36 protein-coding genes are annotated in these 26,460 nt (G+C 69.4%); 15 read left to right on the forward strand and 21 right to left on the reverse strand.

From position 1 onward, the window contains the following. The first annotated feature begins 35 nt into the window (after positions 1-35). The 4 genes from IFR14_RS00135 to IFR14_RS00150 all read left to right on the forward strand — a co-directional run bounded on the left by IFR14_RS00135 (position 36) and on the right by IFR14_RS00150 (position 4,130). Positions 36-1,253 carry a cupin domain-containing protein gene (locus IFR14_RS00135; RefSeq protein WP_159876330.1) on the forward strand — a complete coding sequence of 406 codons (1,218 nt, stop codon included), beginning with the start codon at positions 36-38 and terminating at the stop codon, positions 1,251-1,253. Positions 1,254-1,348: 95 nt separating this feature from the next. Then, positions 1,349-2,248: a helix-turn-helix domain-containing protein gene (locus IFR14_RS20660; RefSeq protein WP_191939867.1), complete on the forward strand. Its 900-nt coding sequence runs from the start codon at positions 1,349-1,351 to the stop codon at positions 2,246-2,248. Positions 2,249-2,256: 8 nt separating this feature from the next. Continuing rightward, entirely contained in the window at positions 2,257-3,324 is a 1,068-nt protein-coding gene (locus IFR14_RS00145) for a Dyp-type peroxidase (protein ID WP_342365607.1), read from the forward strand. Between the two features lie 2 nt (positions 3,325-3,326). Beyond that, entirely contained in the window at positions 3,327-4,130 is an 804-nt protein-coding gene (locus IFR14_RS00150) for a family 1 encapsulin nanocompartment shell protein (protein WP_191939868.1), read from the forward strand. Here IFR14_RS00150 and IFR14_RS00155 read toward each other — a convergent pair. Next, complete coding sequence (locus tag IFR14_RS00155) at positions 4,127-5,206, reverse strand: GlxA family transcriptional regulator (RefSeq protein WP_191939869.1); 1,080 nt, start codon at positions 5,204-5,206, stop codon at positions 4,127-4,129. The genes IFR14_RS00150 and IFR14_RS00155 overlap by 4 nt on opposite strands. A gap of 174 nt (positions 5,207-5,380) precedes the next feature. Here IFR14_RS00155 and IFR14_RS00160 point away from each other — a divergent pair, with 174 nt between their 5' ends. Together IFR14_RS00160 and IFR14_RS00165 are read left to right on the forward strand one after the other, a co-directional pair. Beyond that, the gene (locus IFR14_RS00160; protein ID WP_194718731.1) at positions 5,381-6,196 is read left to right on the forward strand and encodes an SDR family NAD(P)-dependent oxidoreductase; all 816 of its coding nucleotides are present in this window, start codon (positions 5,381-5,383) and stop codon (positions 6,194-6,196) included. Positions 6,197-6,227: 31 nt separating this feature from the next. Beyond that, positions 6,228-7,448, forward strand: coding sequence for an MFS transporter (locus IFR14_RS00165; protein WP_191939870.1), 1,221 nt, complete (start codon positions 6,228-6,230; stop codon positions 7,446-7,448). A gap of 41 nt (positions 7,449-7,489) precedes the next feature. Here the strand turns inward: IFR14_RS00165 and IFR14_RS00170 are convergent, their stop codons facing one another. The 8 genes from IFR14_RS00170 to IFR14_RS00205 all read right to left on the reverse strand — a co-directional run bounded on the left by IFR14_RS00170 (position 7,490) and on the right by IFR14_RS00205 (position 12,532). Then, a complete protein-coding gene (locus IFR14_RS00170) occupies positions 7,490-8,749 on the reverse strand; it encodes an FAD-dependent oxidoreductase (RefSeq protein ID WP_191939871.1) in 1,260 nt (419 codons plus the stop codon). Continuing rightward, positions 8,746-9,099 (reverse strand): UBP-type zinc finger domain-containing protein, encoded by a 354-nt coding sequence (locus IFR14_RS00175; RefSeq protein WP_191939872.1) that lies wholly within the window; start codon positions 9,097-9,099, stop codon positions 8,746-8,748. Before IFR14_RS00175 ends, IFR14_RS00170 begins: the two co-directional genes overlap by 4 nt. 27 nt (positions 9,100-9,126) lie before the next feature. Further along, entirely contained in the window at positions 9,127-10,266 is a 1,140-nt protein-coding gene (locus IFR14_RS00180; RefSeq protein WP_191939873.1) for an FAD binding domain-containing protein, read from the reverse strand. 119 nt (positions 10,267-10,385) lie between these two features. After that, positions 10,386-10,712 carry a transcriptional regulator gene (locus IFR14_RS00185; protein ID WP_191939874.1) on the reverse strand — a complete coding sequence of 109 codons (327 nt, stop codon included), beginning with the start codon at positions 10,710-10,712 and terminating at the stop codon, positions 10,386-10,388. After that, a complete protein-coding gene (locus IFR14_RS00190) occupies positions 10,705-11,148 on the reverse strand; it encodes a hypothetical protein (protein ID WP_191939875.1) in 444 nt (147 codons plus the stop codon). The genes IFR14_RS00185 and IFR14_RS00190 overlap by 8 nt, the downstream gene beginning before the upstream one ends. A 107-nt stretch (positions 11,149-11,255) precedes the next feature. Beyond that, positions 11,256-11,672 (reverse strand): MerR family transcriptional regulator, encoded by a 417-nt coding sequence (locus tag IFR14_RS00195; RefSeq protein ID WP_191939876.1) that lies wholly within the window; start codon positions 11,670-11,672, stop codon positions 11,256-11,258. Positions 11,673-11,681: 9 nt separating this feature from the next. Further along, the gene (locus IFR14_RS00200) at positions 11,682-12,098 is read right to left on the reverse strand and encodes a hypothetical protein (RefSeq protein WP_191939877.1); all 417 of its coding nucleotides are present in this window, start codon (positions 12,096-12,098) and stop codon (positions 11,682-11,684) included. 119 nt (positions 12,099-12,217) lie between these two features. Beyond that, a complete protein-coding gene (locus IFR14_RS00205; RefSeq protein WP_191939878.1) occupies positions 12,218-12,532 on the reverse strand; it encodes an ArsR/SmtB family transcription factor in 315 nt (104 codons plus the stop codon). 85 nt (positions 12,533-12,617) lie between these two features. Here IFR14_RS00205 and IFR14_RS00210 point away from each other — a divergent pair, with 85 nt between their 5' ends. Continuing rightward, positions 12,618-13,667, forward strand: a complete 1,050-nt coding sequence (locus IFR14_RS00210) for an SDR family oxidoreductase (RefSeq protein ID WP_191939879.1) — start codon at positions 12,618-12,620, stop codon at positions 13,665-13,667. 88 nt (positions 13,668-13,755) lie between these two features. Further along, positions 13,756-14,250 (forward strand): hypothetical protein, encoded by a 495-nt coding sequence (locus tag IFR14_RS00215; RefSeq protein ID WP_191939880.1) that lies wholly within the window; start codon positions 13,756-13,758, stop codon positions 14,248-14,250. 36 nt (positions 14,251-14,286) lie between these two features. Here IFR14_RS00215 and bla read toward each other — a convergent pair whose 3' ends face one another. The 3 genes from bla to IFR14_RS00230 form a co-directional block, all read right to left on the reverse strand. Further along, positions 14,287-15,078 (reverse strand): class A beta-lactamase, encoded by a 792-nt coding sequence (gene bla / locus IFR14_RS00220; protein ID WP_198425015.1) that lies wholly within the window; start codon positions 15,076-15,078, stop codon positions 14,287-14,289. A 131-nt stretch (positions 15,079-15,209) separates the two neighbouring features. Beyond that, positions 15,210-15,461, reverse strand: a complete 252-nt coding sequence (locus tag IFR14_RS00225) for a hypothetical protein (RefSeq protein ID WP_137243028.1) — start codon at positions 15,459-15,461, stop codon at positions 15,210-15,212. A gap of 76 nt (positions 15,462-15,537) precedes the next feature. After that, on the reverse strand, positions 15,538-15,918 hold the full coding sequence (locus IFR14_RS00230) for an SRPBCC family protein (RefSeq protein WP_137243027.1): 381 nt from the start codon (positions 15,916-15,918) through the stop codon (positions 15,538-15,540). Between the two features lie 174 nt (positions 15,919-16,092). Between IFR14_RS00230 and IFR14_RS00235 the strand changes: the two genes are divergently transcribed. Next, positions 16,093-16,701 (forward strand): hypothetical protein, encoded by a 609-nt coding sequence (locus tag IFR14_RS00235; RefSeq protein ID WP_137243026.1) that lies wholly within the window; start codon positions 16,093-16,095, stop codon positions 16,699-16,701. Between the two features lie 111 nt (positions 16,702-16,812). Here the strand turns inward: IFR14_RS00235 and yidC are convergent, their stop codons facing one another. Beyond that, on the reverse strand, positions 16,813-17,583 hold the full coding sequence (gene yidC, locus IFR14_RS00240; RefSeq protein WP_191939883.1) for a membrane protein insertase YidC: 771 nt from the start codon (positions 17,581-17,583) through the stop codon (positions 16,813-16,815). A gap of 62 nt (positions 17,584-17,645) precedes the next feature. Continuing rightward, positions 17,646-17,960 (reverse strand): DUF6412 domain-containing protein, encoded by a 315-nt coding sequence (locus IFR14_RS00245; protein WP_191939884.1) that lies wholly within the window; start codon positions 17,958-17,960, stop codon positions 17,646-17,648. A gap of 239 nt (positions 17,961-18,199) precedes the next feature. On the opposite strand from IFR14_RS00245, the gene IFR14_RS00250 reads away from it, so the two are divergent. Together IFR14_RS00250 and IFR14_RS00255 are read left to right on the forward strand one after the other, a co-directional pair. Beyond that, on the forward strand, positions 18,200-19,036 hold the full coding sequence (locus IFR14_RS00250; RefSeq protein ID WP_086472353.1) for an alpha/beta fold hydrolase: 837 nt from the start codon (positions 18,200-18,202) through the stop codon (positions 19,034-19,036). Between the two features lie 143 nt (positions 19,037-19,179). Continuing rightward, positions 19,180-19,578 carry a GyrI-like domain-containing protein gene (locus tag IFR14_RS00255; protein ID WP_342365608.1) on the forward strand — a complete coding sequence of 133 codons (399 nt, stop codon included), beginning with the start codon at positions 19,180-19,182 and terminating at the stop codon, positions 19,576-19,578. A gap of 9 nt (positions 19,579-19,587) precedes the next feature. On the opposite strand, the gene IFR14_RS00260 is transcribed toward IFR14_RS00255, so the two are convergent. The 5 genes from IFR14_RS00260 to IFR14_RS00280 form a co-directional block, all read right to left on the reverse strand. Beyond that, positions 19,588-20,046, reverse strand: a complete 459-nt coding sequence (locus IFR14_RS00260; RefSeq protein ID WP_191939886.1) for an NUDIX hydrolase — start codon at positions 20,044-20,046, stop codon at positions 19,588-19,590. A 75-nt stretch (positions 20,047-20,121) separates the two neighbouring features. Next, positions 20,122-20,697, reverse strand: coding sequence for an NUDIX hydrolase (locus IFR14_RS00265; RefSeq protein WP_191939887.1), 576 nt, complete (start codon positions 20,695-20,697; stop codon positions 20,122-20,124). A gap of 41 nt (positions 20,698-20,738) precedes the next feature. After that, entirely contained in the window at positions 20,739-21,122 is a 384-nt protein-coding gene (locus IFR14_RS00270; protein WP_191939888.1) for a cupin domain-containing protein, read from the reverse strand. Positions 21,123-21,195: 73 nt separating this feature from the next. Next, a complete protein-coding gene (locus IFR14_RS00275) occupies positions 21,196-21,567 on the reverse strand; it encodes a GntR family transcriptional regulator (RefSeq protein WP_086472357.1) in 372 nt (123 codons plus the stop codon). Beyond that, entirely contained in the window at positions 21,564-22,592 is a 1,029-nt protein-coding gene (locus IFR14_RS00280; RefSeq protein ID WP_191939889.1) for a hypothetical protein, read from the reverse strand. The genes IFR14_RS00275 and IFR14_RS00280 overlap by 4 nt, the downstream gene beginning before the upstream one ends. Before the next feature lie 230 nt (positions 22,593-22,822). Between IFR14_RS00280 and IFR14_RS00285 the strand changes: the two genes are divergently transcribed. From IFR14_RS00285 to IFR14_RS00300, 4 genes are all read left to right on the forward strand, one after another. Then, complete coding sequence (locus tag IFR14_RS00285; RefSeq protein ID WP_191939890.1) at positions 22,823-23,458, forward strand: phosphatase PAP2 family protein; 636 nt, start codon at positions 22,823-22,825, stop codon at positions 23,456-23,458. A 49-nt stretch (positions 23,459-23,507) separates the two neighbouring features. Further along, complete coding sequence (locus IFR14_RS00290; protein ID WP_198425016.1) at positions 23,508-24,290, forward strand: phosphotransferase; 783 nt, start codon at positions 23,508-23,510, stop codon at positions 24,288-24,290. A gap of 101 nt (positions 24,291-24,391) precedes the next feature. After that, on the forward strand, positions 24,392-24,865 hold the full coding sequence (locus IFR14_RS00295; protein ID WP_191939891.1) for a GNAT family N-acetyltransferase: 474 nt from the start codon (positions 24,392-24,394) through the stop codon (positions 24,863-24,865). Positions 24,866-25,008: 143 nt separating this feature from the next. Beyond that, a complete protein-coding gene (locus IFR14_RS00300; protein WP_191939892.1) occupies positions 25,009-25,518 on the forward strand; it encodes a hypothetical protein in 510 nt (169 codons plus the stop codon). Here the strand turns inward: IFR14_RS00300 and IFR14_RS00305 are convergent. Together IFR14_RS00305 and IFR14_RS00310 are read right to left on the reverse strand one after the other, a co-directional pair. Continuing rightward, positions 25,473-25,877, reverse strand: coding sequence for a VOC family protein (locus IFR14_RS00305; protein ID WP_124767731.1), 405 nt, complete (start codon positions 25,875-25,877; stop codon positions 25,473-25,475). The genes IFR14_RS00300 and IFR14_RS00305 overlap by 46 nt on opposite strands. 53 nt (positions 25,878-25,930) lie before the next feature. Further along, a complete protein-coding gene (locus IFR14_RS00310; protein ID WP_137243013.1) occupies positions 25,931-26,419 on the reverse strand; it encodes a MarR family winged helix-turn-helix transcriptional regulator in 489 nt (162 codons plus the stop codon). Positions 26,420-26,460 lie beyond the last annotated feature (41 nt).

Below are 26,460 nucleotides of genomic sequence, written 5' to 3' on the forward strand. Positions count from 1 at the left end.
TCCAGGCCGCAGGGCGGCGGAGCGAGGAGGACACCATGGATTCGACGGACGACACCGTCCCGCACCACGAGACCCCGAGTCTGGGCAACCCGGATCTTCCGGCGGAGGGCGAGGTGAACACGTTCCGCCACCCGCAGAGCACACAGATGACCGGCCCGCAGAACCCGGCAGTCGCAAGCCAGTTCCCGAATCAGATCGACGCTCCGGGAACCGACATCAGCACGCAGGCGTTCTTCTGGTCGTCCTTCAACATCTCGCCCCGCCGTGTGCAGGATGGCGGGTGGGCGCGCGAGGTGACGAAGCAGGACTTCGCAATCTCCGACGAGATCGCCGGCGTGAACATGTACCTCGAGTCAGGCGGCATCCGCGAGCTCCACTGGCACCAGACGGCCGAGTGGGCCGTCATGACCCGTGGCAGGTGCCGGGTCACCACCCTCAGCCGATCCGGGATGCCCAGCGTCGAGGACGTGGAGGAAGGCGATCTGTGGTTCTTCCCCGCCGGGACGCCGCACTCCCTGCAGGGGCTGGGTCCCGATGGCGCCGAGTTCGTGCTCGCCTTCGACGACGGCGACCAGTCGGAGTCCAACACCCTGCTGCTCACGGACTGGTTCGCCCACACGCCGCCGGACGTGCTGGCGAAGAACTTCGGGGTGGCCCAGGAGACCTTCGCGGACATCCCGCTCCACAACCTCTGGATCTTTCCCGGCGACGAGCCCGGCCCGCTCGCCAAGGACCAGGAGGACGCCGGAGTCGAGTGGGGAGCGTCGGAACCGATCATCTTCCGACTGTCGCGGTCCAAGCCACTCCACCGGAACAGCGGCGGGAGCATCCAGATCGCGGACAGCACCAACTTCCCGCTGTCGCAGTCGGTCGCCGCAGCGCTCGTGACGGTGGAACCCGGGTCGATGCGCGAGCTGCACTGGCATCCCAACGCCGACGAGTGGCAGTACTACCTGCGCGGATCCGCCAGGATGACCGTGTTCAACACCGGACCCCACGCGAACACGACCGACTTCCGCCCCGGCGACATCGGCGTCGTGAAGAAGAACCTCGGACACTACGTGGAGAACACCGGTGACGACGTGCTGCAGTTCCTCGAGGTGTTCCGCACGGACCGCTACGAGGAGGTCTCCCTCGCGAACTGGCTGGCGCACGTGCCGCCGTCGCTCGTCGCCGCACACCTGAACATCGACGAGGCGACCCTGGCGACCTTCCCCCGGGAAGCGCAGGGGATCACGCCGCTGCGTCCGTGATCCGGGCAGGGTGGCTCTCGGCGGGCCACGCTCGCCCAGGGCCATCCGTCCTAGCTTGAGCGGGACACCACTCGTTCAACCGCGCGGAGGCACCGATGAACAGCGAACGCAGCACGATCGAACCGGCCGAGGGCTCCTGGTCCATCTCGGACGACCGGGCGTTCGTCCTCATCGACATGCTCAGCGACCACCGGGATCGGCGGCGCCACGCGCTCAGGACCGCGCGCTCGAGGCGCTGGCTCGACTCCTACGGTGAGGTGGTCGTGCGCTCGGTGCTGCTCGGGACCACGAGCACGATGGAGCGGGACGAGTATGCGCGGGCCCTCCGTCACGACGGCCGCGACCACACGCTCGTCCTCGATCACGTCGGCGGCTTCGTCCTCGTGACCTCCGAACGACGCGCCGCCTCGCCCGTCGACGAGTGGGTCCGCTCCGTCGCGCCGGCCGGTGTCCGTATCTCCGCGATCGGTTCGGCCGTGCTGCACGCGGACGAGGACGACCTGCTCGGCGTCGTCGACGAGGCGCGCACCGCTGCCGAGATCGTCGGTCAGGTCGGGGACGCGCTCGGGTCGACCCGCGCGGAGGATCTCGGCGGGTGGCGACTCCTGCACGCGATCGGCGGCGGGCCGCAGCTCGTGACCTCGGCGTCACCGGCGGCCGACGAGCTCTGGCACGCGGATCCCGTGCGTCGGGAGACGGTGGAGACCTACCTCGACGCCGGGTGCAACGTCGTCGTCGCGTGCGAGCGGCTCCACATCCACCGCACGACGCTCTACTACCGGCTCGACACCATGCCGGAGGTCGTGCGCGACGCGCTGGCCGACGGCTTGAAGCGGAGCACGCTGCACCTGTCGCTGAAGCTGCTCCGCCTCTGGAACGACGTCCCCACCGCGTCGGAGCGGTCGTCCGCGTCCAGCCGACGCCGACGCGTTTCGGAGACCCGTACCGTCGCCCCGGTGCGGCAGCTGCACCCGCAGACCGCTGGCACCGAGTAGAGGTCGACGTGACCAGTTCAGCACGACGCGTCCCGATCGAGCCTCAGGCCGTGGACGCGCCGCTCAGCGGGACCGCCGTCTTCCTCGTGCTCACGGTGGGCGACGCGGTCGGCGCGATCGACACCGTCCGCAGCACCCTGGCGGGTGTCGCCGATGTCCTGAAGAACGTCGCCTTCCGCGACCTCGACGCCGCCCTGTCCTGCACCGTCGGGATCGGCGCGCGCGTCTGGAGTGAGCTCACGCGCAGTCCCGCACCGAGGGAGCTCCATGTCTTCCCCGCGGTCGTCGGCGACCGGCACACCGCGCCCTCCACGCCCGGCGACGTCCTGCTCCACATCCGCGCTGCGAGACGCGACCTGTGCTTCGAGTTCGAGCGGCAGCTCCTGGACCTGCTCGGCGACGCCGTCGAGGTCGTGGACGAGACGGTCGGCTTCCGGTACTTCGACGTCCGCGACCTGCTCGGCTTCGTCGACGGCACGGCGAACCCCGTCGGGCAGGACCTTCCCGACGCCACGCTCGTCGGTGACGAGGACCCGGCCTTCGCCGGTGGCAGCTACGTCGTGGTGCAGAAGTACACGCATCCGCTCGACCGCTGGCGCGCGCTCACCACGGAACAGCAGGAGGCGATCATCGGCCGCACGAAGGCCGACAACGTCGAACTCGACGATGCGGAGACCGGCCAGAAGTCGCACAAGACCCTGTCCACGATCGTCGTCGACGGTGCCGAGCACGACATCCTCCGCGACAACATGCCGTTCGGGAGCCCGGCCGGCGGCGAGTTCGGCACCTACTTCATCGGGTACGCCCGACGGCTCTGGGTCATCGAGCGGATGCTCGAGCGCATGTTCATCGGTGACCCACCGGGACTCCACGACCGACTCCTCGACTTCTCGACCGCCCGGACCGGCTCCGCGTTCTTCGCTCCGAGCGCCGCGTTCCTCGAGGCGATGGACGACGATCCGGCCCCGTCCGGCCCCGCTGATCCGGCGAGCGCCGTCATCCCTGCCTCGCCGCCCGAGCCCGCCGACGGTTCCCTCGGTCTCGGCTCGCTCCAAACCGCTCCCGAAAGGACGTGACCGTGAACAACCATCTCTTCCGACACCTCGCGCCGATCACCGATGAGACCTGGCAGATGCTCGACGACGAGGCCCGTGCGCGCCTCACCCCGGTACTCGGCGGCCGACGGGTGGTCGACTTCGCCGGCCCGCTGGGTTGGGAGCACTCCTCCACCGACATCGGCCGTGTCGGCGCGGTCGTCGACGCCCCGATGGACGGGGTGATCGCCCGACAGCGTGCGTCGCTGCCCCTGACGGAGGTGCGTGCCGACTTCGCGCTCATGCGCAGCGAGCTGGACAGCGCGGCGAGAGGCGCACTCGACGTGGACCTCTCCCCGCTCGACGACGCGGTCACCCGCTTGTCCACGGTGGAGAACGCGGCGATCCTGTCCGGCTGGTCCGCGGCCGGGTACACGGGTGCGACGGCTGCCTCGCCGCACCCACCGCTGACACGGGACGACGACCCGACGCGGTTCGCACAGGTGGTCGCCACGGCGGTCGAGACGCTCGCGCGGGCCGGGGTCGGCGGCCCCTACGCCCTGGCCATCGACGCACCGGGCTGGGTGTCGGTCACGGGCGGCAACGACAGCGGTGGTGCGCGGCTGTCCTCGCACATCGAGGCGATCCTCGGCGGGGAGGTCGTCTGGACGCCTGGTATCGAGGGAGCCGTCGTCCTCAGCCGACGTGGCGGCGACTTCCTGTTCGAATCCGGTCAGGACATCGCCCTCGGCTATGCGGCGCACTCGGCCGAGTCGGTGAGCCTGTACCTCGAGGAGAGTTTCAGCTTCCGCGTCGTGACGCCAGAGGCTGCCATCGCGATCCGTTAGCGCGGCGACACGGCTCCGTCGATCGGGTCAGCCAGGCGCGATCGGGTCTGCAGGGACGCCTCGGCCACGCCGACACCCGTCGTGCGGAACCGTCGCTGGTACTCGGAGGGCGTCGTGTTGTACCGTGCCGCGAACGCGCGGCGGAAGGCGATCGGGCTGGCGTACCCGGCGGCAGCGGCGACCTGCCCCACCGTGTCCCCGGCCTCCAGCATGCCGAGCGCGACGTCGAGTCGGAGCGAGCCGACGTACTGGATGGGCGTCATGCCGAGCTCGTCCCGGATGACCCGGTTGAGATGGCGGACGCCGACGTTCGCGTGTGCGGCGATGTCGGCCAACGATCCCGCCCGGGTCGGATCGCCGTGGATGTAGTCCGCGACGGCCTTCGCGATCGAGGTCCGCGCCGGCTTCGCGCGGACGGAGGCGGAGAACTGCGACTGGCCGCCGGACCTGCGCATGTAGACGAGCAGCAGCTGCGCGATGGAGCGTGCGACGTCCGCACCGTGGTCCTCCTCCACGATCGCGAGCGCGAGGTCGATCCCGGCGGCTACCCCGGCCGAGGAGTAGGTGTCGCCGTCGCGGACGAAGATCGAGTCGGGGCGGACGTCGATGGAGGGGTAGGCGGTGGCGAGCGCGCCGGTGAACTTCCAGTGGGTCGTCGCCGACTTGCCGTCGAGGAGCCCGGTGACCGCGAGGGCGAACGCTCCGCTGCAGATCGATGCCACCCGCTCGGCTCGGGCCGCGAGGTGGCGGACCGCACGCTGCACCTCCTCCGGGCGGTACACCTGTGGTGCGGACTCGCTCCCCGGGACGATCACGAGGTCGAGCGGTCCGCTGTCGGCCGCGGCGGCGTCCACGCCGACCCGGAGTCCCATCGACGTGACGACGTCCTCGCCGTCGTGGGAGAAGAACCGGACGTCGTAGCCGTCGACGCGCTGGTTCGCCTCGGTGAACACCTCGGCCGGGCCGACGAAGTCGAGCGTCTTCACCTGGTCGAACAGGAAGATCCCGACGCGGCGTCGTCGCGAAGGCCCTCCGAGGGTGGGCTGTGGTCCTGGCTCCTGCTGGGGCGGGCTCATCCCCACATCCTGCCCGACGAGAGCGCCCCGGCCAACGTCGGATTCGACTTCTGTCGCACCTGCCGCCGACGAACGTCCGAAGACTCCGGCCCGGCGCCGGCGTAGCCTCGGTCGGACCGGCCCGCCGCCTGGGATCCGGGCCATCCACTCCACGACGCCCAAGGAGATCCGCTCATGCGACTCGAACGCGCGGGGACCATCCCCCTCGACCTCACCCATCGCACCGCGCTGGTGACCGGCTCGACGAGCGGGATCGGCTACGCCATCGCCGCGCGGCTCGTCGAGGCGGGGGCGGACGTCATCGTCAACGGCCGCGACGCCGACCGCCTCGAGGCCGCCGTCCTCTCGCTCGACACCGAATCGGTGGAGTCGGTGCGTGGGATCACGGCCGACGCGACCACCCTGGAGGGAGCTGAACGGCTCGTCGCTGAGGCCGGCCAGGTCGACATCCTCGTCAACAACCTCGGTGTCTTCGAGGCCGTACCGCCGCTGGACATCACCGACGAGCAGTGGCGGTCGATGTTCGAGGTCAACGTGCTGTCGGCCGCTCGCCTCACCCGGCTCCTGCTCCCCGGCATGTCCGGTCGCGGCTGGGGTCGTGTCGTCGACATCGCCAGCGACTCCGCCGTGGTCATCCCCGAGGAGATGATCCACTACGGCATGTCGAAGACCGCACTCCTCGCGGTGAGCCGCGGCTTCGCGAAGGCCGCCGCCGGGACGGGCGTGACGGTGAACTCGGTGATCGCCGGCCCCACCCACACGCCGGGCGTGGAGACCTTCGTCCGGCAGCTCGTCGGCGACGAGCTCGAGTGGGACGACGCCCAGCGGGAGTTCATGCGGCTGCACCGCCCGCAGTCGCTGATCGGCCGCCTCCTCGAACCCATCGAGATCGCGAACCTCGTGGTGTACCTCGCCTCTCCGCTCGCGTCCGGCACCACCGGCGGCGCGCTCCGGGTCGACGGCGGCTACGTCGACTCGATCCTGCCCTGACGTCGACACCGACCGAGAGCCGAGCGACCCGATGACGACCTCCCCTGTTTCGACCCGATCCCGCGTCTCCCACGGTGCCGGGTTCTGGATCGTCGCGACCACGTTCCTGCTGGTGATGGCCTACTCGACCGTCCCGACGCCGCTGTACGCGCTGTACCAGGCGAGGGACGGGTTCCCCGTATCGACGATCACCGTCATCTTCGCCGCCTACGCCGTCGGCGTCGTGTTCAGCCTCTTCTTCGTCGGCCACATCAGCGACTGGGTCGGGCGGCGGCGGATGCTGCTCATCGCGATCCTGATCTCGGCGCTGTCGGCAGTGCTGTTCCTCCTCTGGAGCAGCGTCGAGGGGTTGATCGTCGCGCGGGTCGTCAACGGCGTCAGCGTCGGCGTGCTCACCGCGACGGCGACCGCGCACCTCGGCGAACTGCGCGCGGTCGCCCGGCCGGACGAGAACTCGATCGTCGCGGCATCGGTCGCCGGGGCAAGCAACCTGGGCGGTCTCGCCCTCGGACCACTCATCGGAGGACTCTTCGCCGAGTTCCTCCCGAACCCGCTGGTGCTCCCGCACGCGGTGTTCCTCGTCGCGCTCGTCATCGCCGCGATCGTCATGGTCTCCGTGCCCGAGACCGTCGAGCAGAGCGAACCACGGAGGCGCTATCGACCACAGCGCCTCGCGGTCCCGGCGTCGTCCCGCGGGGCGTTCATCGCGGCAGGGTTCGGTGCCGTCGCGGGGTTCGCGCTCCTCGGACTGTTCACCTCGCTCGCGCCCACCATCCTCATCGGCACCTTCGACGCCACCGACCACCTGCTCGCCGGTGTGACGACCTTCTCCGTGTTCGGAGCCGCCGCGCTCGGTCAGGTGCTGCTCGCCCGACTCCCGTTGCAGCGCCAACTCCTGATCGCGACGGTCAGCTGCGGTGTCGGACTCGCCGCGGTCGCCGCGGGGGCGGTCCTGCCGCAGCTGGGGGTCTTCCTCGTCGGCGGTGTCATCGCCGGACTCGGTGTCGGCGTCCTGTTCAAGTCGGCGATCGCGACCGCCGGATCGCTCGCCGACCCCGCCCGCCGGGGCGAGACGCTGTCGCTCGTGTTCCTGATCGCCTACTGCGGCCTCGCTCTCCCGGTGCTCGCCATCGGCTTCGCCCTCACCTTCGCACCGGAGATCGACGTGCTACTGATCTTCGTCTCGCTCGTACTGGTGACGACGGTGCTCGCCGGTGTCGCGATGACCCGGCGAGCGGCCGGACGCCCCTGACCGGGCCCGGCTGCCACTGAACGGGCGGTGTCGGCTTCGGCCTACCCGAACGTCTCGGCGAGGTAGCGATGGACGAGGGAGACCGCCATCGCACCCTCGCCGACGGCCGACGCGACCCGCTTGATGGAGTTGGCGCGGACGTCTCCGGCGGCGAACACACCGGGCTGGTTCGTCTCGAGGTGCAGGGGCTGACGGCGGAGCGGCCACGCCGACAGGTGCTCCGGCAGCAGGTCGCCTCCGGTGAGCAGGAAACCGCGAGGGTCCAGCGCGACCGCGGAGTCGCTGGCCCAGGCGGTGTTGGGGCTCCCGCCGATGCAGATGAACAGGCGCGACGCAGGCACGTCGGTCGTCGTCCCGGCCGAGTCGACGGTCAGTGACTGCAGGCGGTCCTCGCCGTGGAGTGCGGTGACCGTCGTGTCCACGAGGATCTCGACGTTGGGGGCCGCGAGCAAGCGGCGCAGGAGGTAGGTCGACATCGTCGACGAGAGGGAGTGACCGCGGACGAGGACGGTGACCCGCTCAGCGTGCGCGGCGAGGTTCATCGCCGCCTGGCCCGCCGAGTTCGCACCGCCCACGATGTAGACGTGCTCGCCGACGCACGAGGACGCTTCGCTCGTGCCGGCGCCGTAGTAGACACCGGAGCCCTCCAGCTCGTCCTCCTTCGGCAAGCCGAGGCGACGCCACTGCACCCCCGTCGCGCAGACGACCGCCCGTGCGGAGAGTCGCGAGCCGTCCGCGAGCTCGGCCTGCATGTGATGGTCGCCGAAGCTCCGGCTCAGACTGTGACGCATGACGAGCAGTTCGGCGCCGAACGCGATCGCCTGTCGTCGCGCCTGCTCAGCGAGCGCTGCGCCTGAGATGCCATGCGCGAAGCCGAGGTAGTTCTCGATGAGGCTGCTGGAACCGGCCTGACCGCCGACGGCGTCCCGTTCGACCACGGCGACATCGAGTCCCTCGGACGCCGCATAGACCGCGGCCGAAAGCCCGGCCGGTCCGGCACCGTAGACGAGGACGTCGTACTCGCTGCGTTGCGGTCGCTTGATCCACCCGAAGTGTTCGGCGATCTGCGCGGGCGTCGGATCGGCGAGCCGGGTGCCGTCGGGGAAGGCGACGACGGGAAGCCGGGCCTCTGCCAAACCCGAACCGAGCTGTGTCCGACAGTCCTCGTCCGTCTCGACCACCACCGTCTGGAACGGGACACCGCTGCGGGTGAGGTAGTCGCGGATCGCGAAGGCCTCGCGACCGAAGGACCGCTCGAACACGAGCAGTGGTGCGATCGCCACCTCCCCGACGACGGTCATGAACCGAGGAGTCGTTCCCACTGGGCGGGGACACGATCGTGCGGCCCGGGGACCGTCTGCGAGCGCGGGTGACTGAGCGGGGGCGCGAGGGTGGGACCGGCGAACGACTCCTCCGTGCCGTAGTCGTAGAACCAGTCCTCGCCCGGCTCGTAGCTGCGGATCACGCGATGACCGGTGGTGGTCGCGTGCTTCGTCGCGTGCTTGTTCAGGGAGTCGTCGCAGCATCCGATGTGCCCGCAGAACGTGCAGCGGCGGAGATGCAGCCACCAACTGTCGGTCGCCTCGCACTCGACGCAACCGGGCCCGGACGGCGGGACGTCCGGCTTGATGTACTGCTCGACGTCGTCCATGGTGTTCTCCTCCTGATGAGTGTGCGGTCAGAGCTGCAGGGAACGAGCGATGCGACGTCCGTAGTCGCTGATCGCCCGCGCGACCGGGAGTCGTTCGGCCTCGTACTGCGCGAGCGCCGCCTCGACACCGAGCCCCAGGTCCAGGCCCGCGGCGAGCGCGAGTGCATCGCCGGCCGCTTTGGCGGCTCCCCTGGCGGTGTGCGGGCGGACCACGGCTGCAGCGTCTCCGAGGAGCGCGATGCGACCGCTCGTCATGCGCGGCGGCACGTAGTCGTAGATCGCCTGCATGAATGGGCGCGGCTCGGCTGCCACCGCTGCGGCGAACGGCGGCGGGAGGAGCTGCTCCGCCTCGGCGAGGAGTCGTTCGCGGAGCTCGTTCGGCAGGTCGCCGGGCGCGGTCGAAGAGCTCCCGGCCGGCCGGTGCGTCAGCCGCATGAGGTCGGCGAGTTCGTGCTCGGACATGCTGCGGTACCAGACCCAGCTGTAGCGGCGTGCACCGGGCTCGGTCTCCCCGTCCGCGCCGGGGACGAGGTACCCGAGCATGTGCACCTCGGGACCGGAGTAGAAGGCGAAACGTCCGAGCAAGGTGCGTGCGGCGGCGGCTGGGAGCTCGGCTTCGGGGATGAGGCCGCGCCAGGTGATGTACCCGGCGTACCGGTTGCGTTCGTCGTCGGGGGCGACGGCATGCCTGGTGACCGAACGGAGTCCGTCGGCGCCGACGACGAGGTCGAACTCGTGCAGCTCCCCCGTCGCCGTCTCGACGGTGGCACCCTCGTCGCGGTCGTGCACGGTGGCGACTGCCTGTCCGAGCCGGTACCCCTCGGGCGGGACGAGGCTGCGGAAGACCGAGTAGGTGTGGTCCCAGGAGACTTGGATCTGCGGTGTGGGGTCGCTCGTCAGGACCCGGCCGTCTCGAGCGAGGGTGATGCGATCGGTGGCGACCACGCCGACGCGGGCCTCGGCGTCACGGCCCACCGCGTGCAGCAGGTCGTAGAGCTCCTGCTGGGCGACGAGCCCCGCGCCGCGGCGTTCGAGCCCGGTCCTGGACCGCTCGAAGACCGTCACACGATGTCCGCGACGCGTGAGGAGGGAAGCCGCGAACAGGCCACCGAGGGAGCCGCCCACGATCCCGATCGACAGGCGCTCTCCAGCAGGTGTCGCTCGCATCGCGCCCCCTTCTGATGGTCTGCTTCCACCGTAGGTCGGGCGGGTCACGCCTCGTTGCGACGTCCGTCGGAAGTCCGGTGCCGAGCCATGCGCGCCGCTCGCCGCTGGAAGACCCCGCGTCACCGACGCGCCCGCTGCACGATGGCGTCGAGGGCGTCGAGGTAGGACTCGAAGGCGACTCGCCCCTCCATCGTGAGTGCGATGCGGCGGCCGCGGCGGTCCGTGTCGCTCTTCCCGACCTCGATCACCCCGGCGTCGGCGAGCGCCGAGAGGTGCTTCGAGAGCGCCGACTTGCTGACGCCGGTGATGCGCAGGAGCGAGGCGAAGTCGGTGTACTCGGCGGGCGCGAGTGCGGACAGCAGGGCGAGGCGGGCAGGCTCGTGGAAGAGCGGGTTCAGCGCCCGGCGGCTGACCGCGGCGTCCTCGGCGCCATCGTCGTCAGGCATCGCGCGACCCCGACCGTCCGCGGAGCGGCGTGGAGCCGTTCGCGAGGCGCACCAGTGCGGGCAGACAGGCGGCGAACACGACGACGGCTGCGACGACCGCGGACACCGTGTTCGGTACGGAGACGCCTGCGGAACGGGCGATCCACTGGGTCACGACGTAGACCACGGCGACCGCAACGCCACTCGCAGTGAGCAGCAGGACGCCGGTCCGGTCCGACCAGTCGAGGCGGAGCCTCACCGGACGCGCGAGGGACAGGGCGACGAACCCGATGGCGACGAGTCCGAGCAGCCAGACCATGTCGAGGTCGACGACGACCCCGAGCGCGATGATGAGTACCGCGGTGAGGATGGCGGTGGTGAGCGCTCCCTGGCGGGCGGAGCGGCGCGAGGCGTCTCGCGCCTGGTTCAAGCGGTCCTGTTCGTCTTCATGATCCATGATCGACCTCCAGTCGTTGCGTCTGAAGAAACTATCACAGTGTTTCCCCAAAGGAAACAACCAGCACCGGGGTCACGGCACGCGAGGTCGCGGTAGCAGCCCCCTTCTCAGGACGGCTCAGCCTCAGCCACGCCGGCGAGGGCACTGACGATCGGGCAGGGCACCGACGGATCGACGCACTGGGCATCGAGCAGATCCGAGATGGCGGAACGTGTCCGTTGCAGGTCGGCGACCTTCTCGTCGATCTCCTGCAGCTTCTGCGCGGCCGCGGCGGCGACGTCACCGGCGGAAGCGCCGCCGCTCCGCGCCGCTTGAGACAGCCGGTCGAAGTCGTGGAGCTCCGCCAGCGTGAACCCGAGCTCCTGGCCGCGACGGAGGAACCGGAGGCGGACGACATCGGTCTCCCGATAGTCGCGATAACCGCCGGTGGTCCGTTCGGGCTCGGCGAGCACACCGGACCGTTCGTAGAACCGGACCGTGGACACCTTCACCTTGGCCAGCCGGGCCAGCTCAGCGATACGCACAAGCCGACCCTAGGCCAAGGCCGCCCGACGAGCCGACAGCATGACGCCGCCCTGGACGGCCGCCCAGACCAGCTCGAACACGAGCATCCCGAGGACCAGCGGTGACGCGCCATGCAGCAACGCGGCCCCCATGCCGAGCGAGAAGAGCAGCCTCCCGGCGGTGTCGGCCACACCGGCCGCCCACGTCGGGCGCATCAGGCGGAAGGCCGACCAGACCACCACGAGCGAACCCATGAGGTTGGCGAACATCACCGCGAACACGTCTCCAGGGTCGGGAACGACCCCGGGAAGTGCCAGTGCGGAGTGGATGACGCCCAATCCGGCGAACAGCGTCGGTGCGGTGAACGGTAGGGCGAACCCGGCGGTGACGACGAGGTCGTAGAGGGCGGACAGGCGCACGGTGCGTCGCACGATCGAGGAAGTCATGTCCTCACTGTCGACCCTGCACCCCGGTGCAAGGTCAAGGCCCACCCCACACACTCCAGCGAGAGCTCGGTGATGGGCCAAGAGCTCCGGAGACAGCTGGCGGCACGCCGTCTCGGCGATCAGAGGTCGAGGGACAGCCGCCGACCGAGCGCTTCGATCGCGGCCTCGTCGCGCTGATAGTGCGACCACTGGCCGATCCGGGTGCACGTCACGAGGCCGGCACGCTGAAGTGTCGCCATGAACTGCGAGGCGGTCGACTGTGACACCTCGGCCCTCGCCTGGATGTGCTTGAGGCATACGCCGACCTCGGCCGCCGGCTGATCCTGCGGCGGGAACGACTCAGGATCCTTCAACCACCCGAGGATCGCGAGGCGAGTCGGATGGCCGAGCGCTTTGAAGATCGCCACCAGGTCCAAGTCGTCAGCGTTCGTCATACGTCGACCATATCGCAATATCGCGATTCCACGATGTTGTGCGACACTGTGGATCGGTAAATCGCGATCTAACGATGGAGATGTCATGACACAGCACACAGCACTGGTGGTCGGAGCCCGCGGAGTGATCGGCGGGAACCTGATCACACACCTCGAGGGGCTCGGCTGGGACGTGATCGGGTTGTCCCGCCGCGGCGGTACCGACCGGGGATCAGTCAGGCACCTCGCGGTGGACCTGCTCGACCGCGACGCGACCATCCACCAGTTGCGGGGCCTGTCGGAGGTGACGCACCTGTTCTACGCCGCCTACCAGGACCGCCCCAGCTGGGCCGAGCTCGTCGCACCGAACCTCGCGATGCTCACCAACGTCGTCGACGCCGTCGAAGCCGTCGCGCCGGGCCTCGAACACATCAGTCTGATGCAGGGCTACAAGGTCTACGGCGCACACCTGGGGCCCTTCGCGACACCCGCGAAGGAGTCCGACCCGCCGCACATGCCGCCGGAGTTCAACGTCGACCAGCAGCAGTTCCTCGAGCGCCGCCAGGTCGGGGCGGCCTGGTCATGGTCGGCGTTGCGGCCGTCGGTCGTCGCCGGGATCGGCCTGGGCAACCCGATGAACCTGGCGATGGTCATCGCCGTCTACGCGTCCATGAGCAAGGAACTGGGCATCCCGCTGCGCTTCCCCGGCAGGCCCGGCGCGTACACGAGCCTCATCGAGATGACGGACGCCGACCTCCTCGCGAAGGCCACGGTGTGGGCGGCGACCACGGAGCATGCCCGCAACGAGGCGTTCAACATCACGAACGGCGACGTGTTCCGGTGGTCGTCGATGTGGCCGAAGATCGCCGCCTTCTTCGACCTCGACGGCGCGCCGCCACTCGAGATGAGCCTCGCCGAGGTGATGGCCGACAAGGAGGCCCTGTGGAACGCGATGGTCGAGCGGCACGGCCTCGCGCCCACCAGCTACGCCGAGGTGTCGTCGTGGGCGTTCGGCGACTTCGTCTTCGCGTGGGACTACGACGTCATCGCCGACACCTCGAAGTCCCGCCGAGCCGGATTCCACGAGTACGTCGACACGGAGGCGATGTTCCTCCGGATCTTCCAGGACCTGCGGGAGCAGCGACTCATCCCGTAGGCGTCGGGTCGGTGATCCGCACAGGACGGATCACCGATCCACCGGATGGTCGATGTGCCGGCCGCCATCGCCTGACTAGCGTCGCAGTATGGCCGAGCGAACCGCATCACCGACACTGCCGCTCCGGCCCGATCCCACGCGCGGTTCTGGGCACGACCAGGTGGTGCGACATCGACAGCTCCGAGCCGCAGGCATCCTGCTCCTGCTGCAGGGTGTCCTGATGGAGGGGCTGGTCGCCCTGGCGCTGCCGGTACTCCTGATCCTCGGCGTTGCGCCAGACGATCTCCCGACGGGGATCCACGTCTTCGCGCTCCCCTACCTCGACGACAACCTCGGCGTCATGATGTTCATGAGCGGTGTCTTCGGTGCGCTCAGGACGATCGGAGCTATCGGGGTCCTCCGCAATCGGCAGTGGGGCTTCGCGCTGTCACTCGTGAACTGCACCGTGACGCTGGTGCTGATGATCTTCATGCTGCCCGCCGGAGTGGCGGACGGGCTCCTCTCGGGCGGCGCGCTCCTGCTGCTCCTGCTGGGGTGGTTCGGACGGGCGGAGATCCTGCCGGAGCCGCGGTCGGCGGCGTAGAGCTGGGATCGCCACGGACACTCCGGTGAGCGACCGCTATCGATCGAATGCAGCGAGCGCGACTCTCGCCGCCTCCGCGACCAACGCGTCGTCATACTCGGCGTCCGGATCGAGTGTGTTCGTAAGGATGGTCAGGACGATCGGGTCGCCGCCCGGCCGGTGGATGATCGCGATGTCGTTCCGGATCCCACCTGCACCCCCGGACTTGTCGGCCACCTGCCATCCCGCCGGAGCACCGGCCCGGATGAGGTTGTCGCCCGTCGCGTTGCCGCTCATCCAGGCGAGGAGCGTCGCCCGGTCGGCGGACTCCAGGTAGGAGCCGTCGACGAGGCGGGTCAGGTCGTCGGTGAACGCGGCAGGGGTGGTGGTGTCATCGGTGCTGCCCGGTTCGATCACGTTCAACAGCGGCTCCGCGTTGACGACCTCGGTCACCTCATCGCCGAGCGCACCCAGCGCTGCATCCAGCGCTGCCGGCCCACCGATCCGGGCGAGGACGAGGTTGAGGGCCGTGTTGTCGCTCCGCCGGACGGCGGCCTCGGCGAGCTGCGACAGAGTCAGGCCGGTCTCGACCTGTTCACTCGTCACCGGCGAATAGCCGGCCGCCTCGACATCCTCAGCCGACCACGTGACGAGCTCGTCCCGAGCAGCGCCACGCACCTCGTGGAGGAAGACGGCTGCGGCGAGCGCCTTGATCGTCGAGGCGTACCCGAAACGCTCGTCCGCGCGGTAGGACAACCGGGCACCGGTCCCCGTATCGAGGGCGCTCACGCCGACGCGCGCGCCGAACTCGGCCTCCAGGGCTTTGAACTCGACGGACCGGTCGAGCATCGGGGTGGGCGGGGCCGACGCCGGGGCCGAGGTTGGGGAGCTCGGTGACGCCGAAGGGGACGGAGTAGCGGAGGCGCACCCCACGAGCCCGAGCACCAGCCCGCCGATGAGAGCGACGGCGACGCCCCGCTTCATCGACGAACGCCGGCGGTAGCGCCGTGCTCCCGCTCGAACGCCTGCTGCGTCCGACGCGAAGTCGCCACCCGCCGGATGCCGAAGCACGCCCAGACGGTCCAGAACACCGCCATCGCCCAGCTGAGTGGGGAGCCCGCGGCTGCGAACCAGACGGAGCCGGCCACGAAGAGCAGACCGATCGTGATCATCACCCAGCCGAAGGTGCGCTCACGTTCGAAGGCGAGCCGTTGCTGCACGAGCGAGTCCATGTGAGGACGCTATCGCGAGATCCGGAACGACGGCGCACGAACCGACGAGACCAGGGCCAGGTCGGGCGTGCGCCGATCACTCCTGCCCGGTGAGCCGACGATCGAGGCGCTCGAGGTCCGCCGCGACCATCGCGACGTCCCGCGCGAACGCGTCGTCGTCCAGCTCGATCTGGCGCACCGTGAACACCACCTCGGCACCCTCCGGATGGGCCAGGACACGCACCGGGTTGGTCACCACGGTCCCGGACGGCAGGGTCACGTCGTGGTCGAGCACGCCGAAGCGGTTGCGCTCGACGAACCGGACCTCCACCCGACCCATCGGCGACTCGACGAACAGCGAGTCACCTTCGCGCACCACCTCGGCCTGCGCGAGACCGGCCGCCCACCGCGGGAGGTTGTCAATGTCCGACGCGTACTCGTAGACGGCATCCGGCGAGGCGCTGATGACCCGGCTCACGTGATGACTTCTCATGGACGCATCTTGCCAGGCACGCGCGGCGACCGCGCAGTCGGCGTGATGCAGATCCGAGAACCATGAGTGCGCCGCGCGCGCGGCTCAAGGGCGCACTCCTGGCCGATTGCGTGCGCCACACCACCGCTCACCGTTCCGTGAGGCCGTACGCTCGTCCCCATGCACGTCACCCTGACGACACGACGCCGACCCTCGCGGTGGCGGGTGGCAGCGTGGGTGTTCATCGGGTGCGTGTTCGTCGCCGGGCTCACCCACGCCCTCCTCAACGGCAATCGGGCGCTGCTGCTCGCCCCGGTCGACGGAGAGTGGCTCATCGCCTGGCTGCTCGGCACCGCAGCCGTGATCGCGTTGGCTGGCTCCCTGCGGACCATGGTCAACCTTGGCTCCGACAGTCATCCGATCCAGGCGTTCGTCCTCCTGGTCGTGACCGGCCTGCTCATCCTGCCCGTCGGCTTGGTGCTGCTGTTCGTCCATTCACCGACCGCGTGCACAGTGCTCACGATGCCGGACGCCTCCCGCGACTGGGCCGTGTGCGAATACGTGCCATTGAGCATGACCTCGTCGTACACCCTGCATCACGGTAACGGATTCACCTTCGACCGCATACCGACGCTGAACTTCCCCGATGCCCCGTCGTACGAGCACCGCGGCGCCTTCGTCGGGGATGAGTACCGGGTCGACGAGCTCGCGGACGGCACATTCATCCTGCGATACACCACCGAGTGGGGTGGGCCGATGGACGGATCGCTGCAGATCCCGAGCGAGTGACGGCCGACTGATGCTCGCCGCCGAGAGTGCCCGTTCTGCTGTTCCGAGCACGCTCGGCGAGCAGATCGGGCACTCTCGGCGAGCAGCCCGAGCACTCTCGGCGCGACGCGCTCAGACCGCCGGTGCGTACGGGTCGCGGAGCGCGCGTCGGAGGACCGCCCGCTCGGCGACCGTCCACAGTGCGCTCGTCGCGAGGTAGACGGCGGCCGCGAACGGGACGATGGCCGCGAAGCCGACCGAGAGGAACGGGAGCCAGCGCATGATGGGTGCGATCGCGGCGGCGCCGGCGGGAGCAGGCGTCCGCACCGCTGCAGCTTCGTCCGGGACGGCCACCCATCGTGCACTCGCCCGCCTCGTGAGTTCGATCGCGAGGCTGAGGAGCAGCAGGACGACGAGGAACGGCCAGATCGCCGTGACCGTGGTGCCGATCAGCTGAAACAGGTTCGAGCCGAGCGGAACACCCCCGACCGCTGCGGAGAGCAGCGCGTTGGCATGACCGGCGATGTCCTGATGGACGAACAACGCGTACACCGCCGAGACGACCGGAGCCTGCGCGAGGAGCGGCAGGCAGCCCGCGACCGGCGAGGTGCCGTGGCGCTGGTAGAGCTCGATGACCGCGCGGTTCAGCTCCTCGGGGCGGCCGGCGTAGCGCTTCCGGAGGGCCGCCAGCTCAGGGGCGAGACGACTCCTGGTGCGTTCAGCACGCACCTGCGAGATCCCGACCGGGAGCAGGAGCAGCCGGACGAGCACGGTGAGGACGACGATGGCGAGCAGCGGTGCCCACGAGCCGACAAGCGGTTCGAGGACGGTACCGGTCGCTGCGACGAACCCGGCGAGGCCGTCGAGGATGGTGGAGACGAATGGGATGGTGGAGAGGTCCATGGGTGGGTCCTTCGGTCGAGAACGGGAGAGGATCGTTCGACCGCCACGGACCACCGGGGGCGCTACTGCACGCTGAATCCGGCCGTTCTGGCGGTCACGATCGCGCTTCCGGGCGCTCGAGACCGGACGTGCCCCGGTGCGTCGGGGTTGTTGTGCGTGACCAGCACGCGCAGGTTCTCGACCTCGCGCAGTTCAACCGGACCGGTGCGTGGCCTGAGCGTCACGCGCACCTGCAGGATGACGGCGATGAGGACAGCCGCCGCGGAAACGGCCCCGATGAACCCGAACACCATGAGGGCCGGGATCACGACGTTCCCGCTGCCCCCTGCTCCGAGCAGCGCGAACGTGCGCGCCAGGAGTTCGAGCAGACCGACCATGGTCCGAGGCTAGCAGCGGCCTTCCCCTCAGGACGGGTCGGTCCCGAGGATCGCCGTCCGCATGCCCGGAACTGGACGTCTGCATCAACCGGTTTGGACAGGTGTCGGGACTTTCAGCCGGCCGTCGAAACCGCCGCTTCGTCGCGTTACCGTGGTCGCGCTCCCACATTCCGTGGAAGCGGAATTCGCGAGAGTCGTTCCGAGCACGGCTTGGCTCGACATGAGCTTGGAGGTCAGTCATGCCATTCGTGACAACGGACGACGGCACGGAAATCTACTACAAGGATCTGGGCGACCCGGCGGCGCAGCCCATCATGTTCCACCACGGTTGGCCGCTCTCGTCGGACGACTGGGACGCGCAGGTGCTCTTCTTCCTGTCGAAGGGGTACCGCGTCGTGGCCAGCGATCGACGTGGACACGGGCGGTCCTCGGAGATCGGGTCCGGCCACGACATGGACCACTACGCCAGCGACGTGTCGGCGGTCGTCGAGCACCTCGACCTGCGCAACGTCGTCCACATCGGCCACTCGACGGGCGGCGGTCAGGTCGCGCGGTACGTCGCCAAGTACGGCGAGCCGCAGGGTCGTGTAGCGAAGGCCGTCCTGGTCTCGTCCGTGCCTCCGCTGATGGTGCAGACCGACGCCAACCCCGAAGGGACACCCATCTCGGTCTTCGACGGCTTCCGGAGCGCGCTCGCCGCGAACCGGGCGGAGTTCTTCCAGGCCGTGGCTTCGGGCCCGTTCTACGGATTCAACCGCGACGGTGTGACGGTGTCCCAGCCCGTCATCGACAACTGGTGGCGCCAGGGCATGACCGGCAGCGCCGTGGCGCACTACGAGGGCATCAAGGCGTTCTCCGAGACCGACCAGACCGAGGACCTCAAGGCGATCTCCGTGCCGGTCCTCTGCATGCAGGGTGACGACGACCAGGTCGTGCCGTACAAGGACGCGGTCATCAAGCAGGCCGAACTCCTCAGCAACGCGACCCTCAAGGTCTACGAGGGCTTCCCGCACGGCATGCTGACCACGCACGCCGACATCATCAACCCCGACCTCCTCGCCTTCATCGAGCAGTAAGGGAACCACCGTCGGAGACGTGCGGCGCACCCGGGTGATCTCGGGTGCGCCGTTCGCGCGATGGCCGAGTCCGGCCGGGGACGTGTTAGACACGAGGCATGACGCACTTCCCGATGACGCATGACCTCGGCCGGATCGATGTCGTGACGCTCGACGACATCGCCGCCCTCAGCCAGGACGTCGCACTCGATATCGAGCAGGTGCAGGCGACTTGGCCGGCGTTCGAGAACTCGTTCGACTCGCTGCAGGGTCGCAAGATGATGGGCCTGGTCTACGGAGGAAGTGACAGGTACCGCATGGCGTCCGCGCGGCTGGACCGGGATGCCGAAAACCCGCTCGGCCTGGACGAGACCGTGATCCCCGGCGGCGACTACCTCAGGCTGCGTCTTCGCGGCGAGGCGCCCGGCGTCTACGCCCGGATCGGCGACGCCTTCGACGTGCTCTTCGACCTCGCCGATCACGACGAAGACCGCCCCCACATCGAGCACTATCGGCGCGAGGGCGAGGTCGACTGCCTCGTTCCGGTCAGGTCGCCCAGCTGAGCTGTCGGCTCAGCCCACCAACGGGTACCAGTGCCGGTCGCGCAGCTGATGCTCGTCATCGTCGAGACGCACCCACGTGCCGTGAGCCTTCGGAGTCGCGTCCGAAGCCCACACGCCGAAGTGGGCGACAGGGACCGGCCAGTCGTATCCGTCGGCCGGTGCCTCCACGACATTGCGCACGGCGCCGATGAACCGAAGGCCAATGGCCTCGCCGGTGATGCTCTGGGCCAGCTCACGGACGGTCACTGTGCCGTCGAGGTCATCGCGTGCAGCCTCGAGCATCGGGAGATCGAGCCGACCTGTCTCCTGCCTCGGCACGCAGAACACCCGGTCGGAGTCGCAGAGGAGCAAGCGTACGACCGCCATCGGCCGGGGTGGCATCGTCCGGCGGATCACCTCGGCCCTGCCTCCAGGCGGCAGCCACGGCGCATCGTGCGTCACATGGACGAGCGTCTCGTCTTCGTTCACGCCGCGAGCGTACCCGAGGACGCATGACCGGTGCCGCCTGCTCGAGCTCTCGGTCAGATGCGCTCAGCCAGATCGCTACTCGTCGGCCACTCCGAGCGGAGGGAGGATGCCCTGGGCCGCCGCCGTGGCTCGGGCGACGATGAGCGGCGGGTCGACGATCGTCCCAGTGGCGATCAGTGCGTCGAGCTCGGACAGCGGGATGCGCACGAGCCGCACCTGCTCCGCGGGATCCGACAAGTCTGCCAGGCCGGAACGGATGCCTCGAGTCGAGATGAACAGGTGTGTCGGCCAGGACGCTCGCCCCGGGTTCATGAAGAAGGTGTGCAGCGGTCGGAGGTCGTCCGGAACGATACCGAGCTCTTCTTCGAGCTCACGCCGGGCGGCATCGAACGGCGCCTCGTCCGTGCGACCGGCACCGCCCGGCAGGTCGTGGATCCAGCGGTCGAGCGGGTATCGGTACTGCCGGGCGAGGAGCACGTCGTCGCCGTCGATGATCAGCGAGGCGACGGAGAAGGGAATGCTCTCGTCGACGAGATACCTCGATCGCGACCCGTCCGGCAATCGGACCTCGTGATCGACCAAGGTGACCCGACCTCGGTGGACCGCCGTCTTCCCGAGCGTGGTCCAACGTGATTCATCCGGAACAGGCATCCGCCCACCCTACGGTCGCGTGCCGTCCGGCGATCATGTCGTCAGCGGAAGTCGCCCAGCTGACGCTCGACGGGCACCGTGCCCTCGACGATCACGTCGCCGGTGTGCGCGGTCGTGACGGTCTCGATCAACACGATCTCGACCTCCTCGTCGGCGATGGGATTGTGCTGCACGCCCCGCGGCACCACGAAGAACTGGCCCGGCGTGAGCACGACCTCCTCGCCGTCGGGGAGCTGGATACGGAGCGTGCCCGACACGACGAGGAACATCTCGTCCTCGTTCGCATGGTCGTGCCAGACCAACTGGCCGAGGAGCTTCGCGACCTTCACGTATTGATCGTTGACCCGCCCGACCACTCGAGGAGTCCAATGGGCCTCGACCTGTCGGAGTTCGGCGGCGATATCGATTCCGCGGAGAGCGTTCATGCGTCCATCCTCTCCCGGCTGACGCGCGGAGTGGCACGGCAGAGCCATTCGGTCTCGGTCCGCGCCGGCTCGGTCAGCCGTCCAGCCGGTCCGTCGTCGACGGCTCCTCCACGCGACGGTTCGCGATCGCACGGACGATCGCCAGGACGTCCTCGACGGCCACCCCGGCCGCGTCGCTCGCCTCGACGAGCGCACGAGCCCGTTCGATGACCGCTTGCGGCGCCCGCGAGGCTCCGGGGGCGACGCGGGTGCCGGCCGCGGTCCGGGTCACGACGAGACCCTCCTGTTCGAGCGCCCGATAGGCCTTCGCCGCCGTGGCTTGGGCGACCGCGAAGTCCCGAGCGGTCTGCCGCACCGTCGGGAGGCGTTCGCCGTCTCCCAGCAGCCCCGACCGGATCGCGCCGCGGAAGAGTTCGGTGATCTCGTCGGCCGACAGGTGGTTCATCGAGCCGCCCCGGCGAACTCGACGTCCACGTCGGAGCGGGTTCGTGTCGCGACCGCCGCCCTGACGGTGTCCACCGCGACTCGGAGCGCCAGAGCGACACCGGCTCCTTGGAGGGCGTAGCCGGCGAGGTTCATCGGCCGGGCGATCGCGCTGTATCCGCCGTCGATGAACAGGCGCGTGTTCGAGACGTTCTCCGACACCCAGTACTCGTCGATCCCGACGAGCGACGTCCCAGCCGACCCCACGTGCATCCAGACGGCGCCGAGTGTGGCGGTGAGGCCGGCGAGCATGAGGAGCGTGAACACCCGGGCGGTCGACTCACGGTCCGGTCGGACACTCGGAGCGGTGGACCGGGCGAGGATCGGCCGGTTGGCGTCGGTGCGGAGCACGAGGACGAGCGTCAGTGCGGCGAGCACGATGACGATGACCGTGGCGAGGTGGTTCGGCCATCCCGAGCCGGACACGTAACCGAACCCGTTGTTGAAGTTCGTGTAGATCGGCAGGGGCGAATAGTCGGGGACATGTCCGAAGAACTGGCCGTTCTCGGGCGCCGTCGTCGCACTGGCGATCTGCCAGGTGGCGGTCAGGAGGGCGAGCGACGCCGCGATTGCCGCGATCCACAACGACACCCGTGGTGCGAAGGTGTTCCACGCCCGCAATGGCGTGATCGCCCGCTCACCCGGCGCGGGCACGGGGACACGACGCAAGGCGAGCGCCGCGATCACGATCACGAGGGTCGCCACGACGAGCGGCGCCGGCCGCCGCCACCAACCGTCGTATCCGGACGCGTCGTACACGCCGACGTTCAGAGCACTCGCGAGGGTCGCGGTGGCCACGATCGCGACGGCGCCCGCCGTCCCTGCCCAGCGGAGCACGGTGTGACGGAAGCCTCGCTCGGGCAACGAGACGATGCGACGCGGGCGCACCCAGGACAGCGCGAAGATCGCCAAGCCGAAGGTCAGTGCGTTCTCGAGGGGCAGGATCTGCTTGACCTCGAACAGCAGCGTGAGGAGTGTCGTGAGCATCGGTACCTTTCAGAACGTCGGACGGAGCGCAGCGTGCCTTGTGCTGACAAGGTAGCACAAACTTGTACTGCGAACGCAGCTCAAGCTGGGAGTGGCCTTCCGACCACACACGTGCAGCGCCGGACGCGCCGACTGCACGATCTCAGCGCCCTCCGCATCCGACTCGGCGCCGACATCAAGGCCAACCGGAGTCCGATGCGATGCCGGTGGCGAGTCAATACGGTCGAGGAATGCCGCTCTCTGTACCACGTCGCCGCGCCCTACTGCCGTTCGCCACTGCGACCCTCATCGCTCTCGTCCTACTCGTCGTCCCAGCACCGGCCAGCGTCAGCGTCGTCGGCACGCGCTGGCTCGCTTCCCTCGGCTCGGCCATCCCGAACGTCGAACTCGCCTCGGAGATCGGCCTCGCGCTCCTGGCGGCGACGACGATCTCGACGGCGGCGTTCGCCTGGATCCGCCACCCGGAACGGCGGGCGCGGCTCCTGGCCGGCGCCGCCGGGGTCGGCCTCGCCTACGCCGCGAGCGAGGGACTGAAACTCCTCTTCGCCCAACCCCGACCATGCACCCGGTGGTCGATCGCGACCGAATGCCCGCCGGCCGGTGACTGGTCACTGCCGTCGAACCACGCGACGCTCGCATTTGGAGCGACCGTCGTCAGCGCGATCGCCGTCGGCCGATGGTGGGTCACGTGCTCGGCGCTCGCACTGGCGGCGCTCGTCGCCGCCGGCCGGGTCGCGCAAGGCGTGCACTACGTCCACGATGTCGCCATGGGAGCGGTCCTCGGCCTGGCGGTCACCGCCGCCCTCGTCGCCGCTACGGCGACATGGCAGCGCCGCTCGGCCGCGGCCCGCTCGTCGCTGGGGTGACGGTGACCACACCCGTGACCCGACGGCGCACCTCACCTACGATGACGTGATGGTCGACGACAACGAGCGCGGATTCCGTCGCGCCCTCACCGAAGCGAGCGACCACTTCGGGCTCGATCATGAACGCCTCGAGCCGCTCGGCGGGATGACCGGGCGGGTGTTCGGGATCGACGACGTCGTGCTGCGCCTCGGCTCCCCGGAGACGATCGCGCACGAACTCGCCGCTGCGAACGCAGCCGCCGTGGCGGTGCCGGTTCCAGCGACCCTCGGTACCTTCGTCCCGACCGACGGCGGACCATGGGCGGCCTCGCTCATCGAGCGGCTCAGCGGCACCGTCGCCGCCGATCTCAGCGGCGTGACGGCGGAGCGGGCATTCACCCGGGGTCTGGCCTGTGGTCGTGCGCAGGCGGCGCTGTGGACGGTCCTCGCCCCTCCGGCGTTCGCCTCCATCGACGGCGAACGCTCGCTCCTGCACCTCGATCTCCACCCGTTGAACATCCTGCTGGGGCCGGACGACCGCGTGACCGCGGTCATCGACTGGACCAACGCCGGGGCGGGGTCGCCGGACTACGACAGGGCCAGGACCTCCGCCATCTTCCGGCTGGACCCCCACGCGATACCGCTGCTCGACCAACCGGTGTGGCGGGCGTTCCTCGCAGGTTGGACCGACGGCGCGAACCTCGACGAGGCGTCGACGGCTGCGCGCATCTGGGCCTGCCGGTTCATGCTGCACGACCTGCAGCATCGCCACCCCGGGAACGCGTTGGACCATGTGCGTCGCGAACTGGAGCTCCTCGAGCAAGCCGCCGAGAGTGCGCAATCCGTCCCCTGACGCTCCGGGCAAGAGCAGAACGGGCGCTCTGGGCGGAGGCGTCAGACCGGCCGATACCGCATGTCGATCATGCGTGTCTGGCCCCTGCCAGACTGGCGTCGATGATCATCCGCACCGAACGAACCACCCTCGAACCGATCTCACCGGCGCTCGCGCGACGCATCGTCGAACGCGACGAGCGTGAGGGTGACGCCTGGCACCCGGAGTACCCCTTCGCCGATGAGCTCGGCCCACTCCGCGGTCTCGCGGAATCGACCGACAGTGACCCGATCTTCACGATGTACCTCATCCGTGATGCCGACGGTTCGGCCGTCGGTGGACTCGGCTTCTTCGGGCCGCCCGACAGCGACGGTCGCGTCGAGTTCGGCTACGGTCTCGTCCCCGCCGCTCGCGGGGTCGGACTCGCGACGGAAGCGGTCGTCGGCGCGCTGTCGTTCGCCGCAGCGCATGGCGCAGAACGGGCGGCCGCTGAGACCGACGTCGCCAACCTCGCATCCCAGCGGGTCCTCCTGAAGGCGGGACTCGCAGAGACCGGACGCACGGCCACGACGGTGTCGTTCGCGCGCGAACTCTGAGAGGAGACGTAAACCATGGTCGAGGCCTGATGCCTCCACTCGCCCGCGCGCGACGTGAGCAGACCGTCTGGGTTCCGGTGAACGACGTATGGATCCCGTGAGGGCGGTCGCTCAGGCAGACCGTGAGGCGTAGACCGGAGGTCATGACCCTCACGACGATCCTGCCCTCGCTCCGCCGCAGCATCCCGGACCCGTTCGTCCCCGACCGATGGCCGGCACACACCCACCTCAGCACCACGGACGTGATCGTCGACGACGTTCCGATGCTGCGCCTCGTCGAGCAGTGCGGTACCCCGTGCGTCCACTCGGCGGCAGCGGTGATCCCCGGCACAGGCGGATGCCCCTCGCCCGTCGAACAGACCTCCGTGGTCGTCATGCGCGTCGTCGGTGCGACGTTCGGCGAGGACGGCCATCACCTCACCCTCGACGCCTGTCTCGCAGACGTCGAGCCGTGCTGGTCGGAACTCCGGCTGATCGGGCGAGCGTCGACGACGCACACAGTGTCGTTCCACCTCGACAGCGCGGCAGGAACCGAGCAGCGCGTGCTGCTCCCCCGCGACCTCGCGTCCGGCGACCTGCTCGCCGCGCCGTGTCGCGGGGAGGTCGTTCAGGCGGTCGGCTCGGCGTCGGGCTTCATCCAGAACGGCGAGTAGTGGTACCCGTCGGGGTCGTCGAACTGGCGCTGGTACATGAACGGGTAGTCGTCGGTGTCGCCGATCCGTCCACCCGCGGCACCGGCGCGCTCGACGAGCTCGTCGACCGCCTCGCGACTGCCGAGGTCGAAGGAGACCGTCACCTTCGAGGGCGTGTCCGGTCCGCCGATCAGCTCCTCGGTGCCGCCGACGCTCGCGTACATCTCTCGGCTCCCGAGCATGACGTATTGCCCGGGAGCGATCTCGAAACAGGAGACCTGGTCAGAGGACATCGCCGCGTTGCGGGTCCAGCCGAGGGCGTCGTAGAAGGCGGTCGCGCGTTCGACGCTCTCGACCGGACACGTGATGAAGAGGCTCATGCGGTCAAGCTACGCCCGGCGTGAGCGCGCCCACAAGGACGTCTTTCCGAGGTTCACTCGGACGGCGCCCACGGCACGGTCGGATCGATCGTCGTCGCGATCCTCGCGCTGATCTCGGCCAGTTGCCGCACCTGCGCCTCCGTGAGCGAGCCGAAGACGAGCTCCTCGACGAGGGCGTGGTGTGCCGGCGTGGACCGGGCGACGTGCGCGTGGCCGTCGTCCGTGAGGACGGCGAGGGTGAACCGACCATCGGTGGGGTCGACCTCGCGTCGCACCCAGCCCTGCTTCTCGAGTCGCGAGACCGCGCGGGAGAGCCGCGAGAGCGTGCTGCTCGCGTACCCGGCGAGCGTGCTCATCCGGAGTGTGCGGTCCGGGGCGGTGTCGAGCGCGAAGAGCAGCCCGTGCTCGTAGTGGGTCAGCCCGCTGTCTCGCTGCAGCTGGGCGTCGAGTGCCGCGGGAAGCCGCTCCACCAAGGTGGCGACGGAGGCCCAGGCCGCGAGCCGCTCGCCGCTGAGGCCAGGATGTTCGGCGGATTCGGTCATGGGGCAAGCCTATTCGACTTGCTTGAGCAAGTGAACCGACC

The sequence above is a fragment of the Plantibacter sp. CFBP 8775 genome (genome assembly GCF_014839505.1).
GTDB classification, from domain to species: domain Bacteria; phylum Actinomycetota; class Actinomycetes; order Actinomycetales; family Microbacteriaceae; genus Plantibacter; species Plantibacter auratus.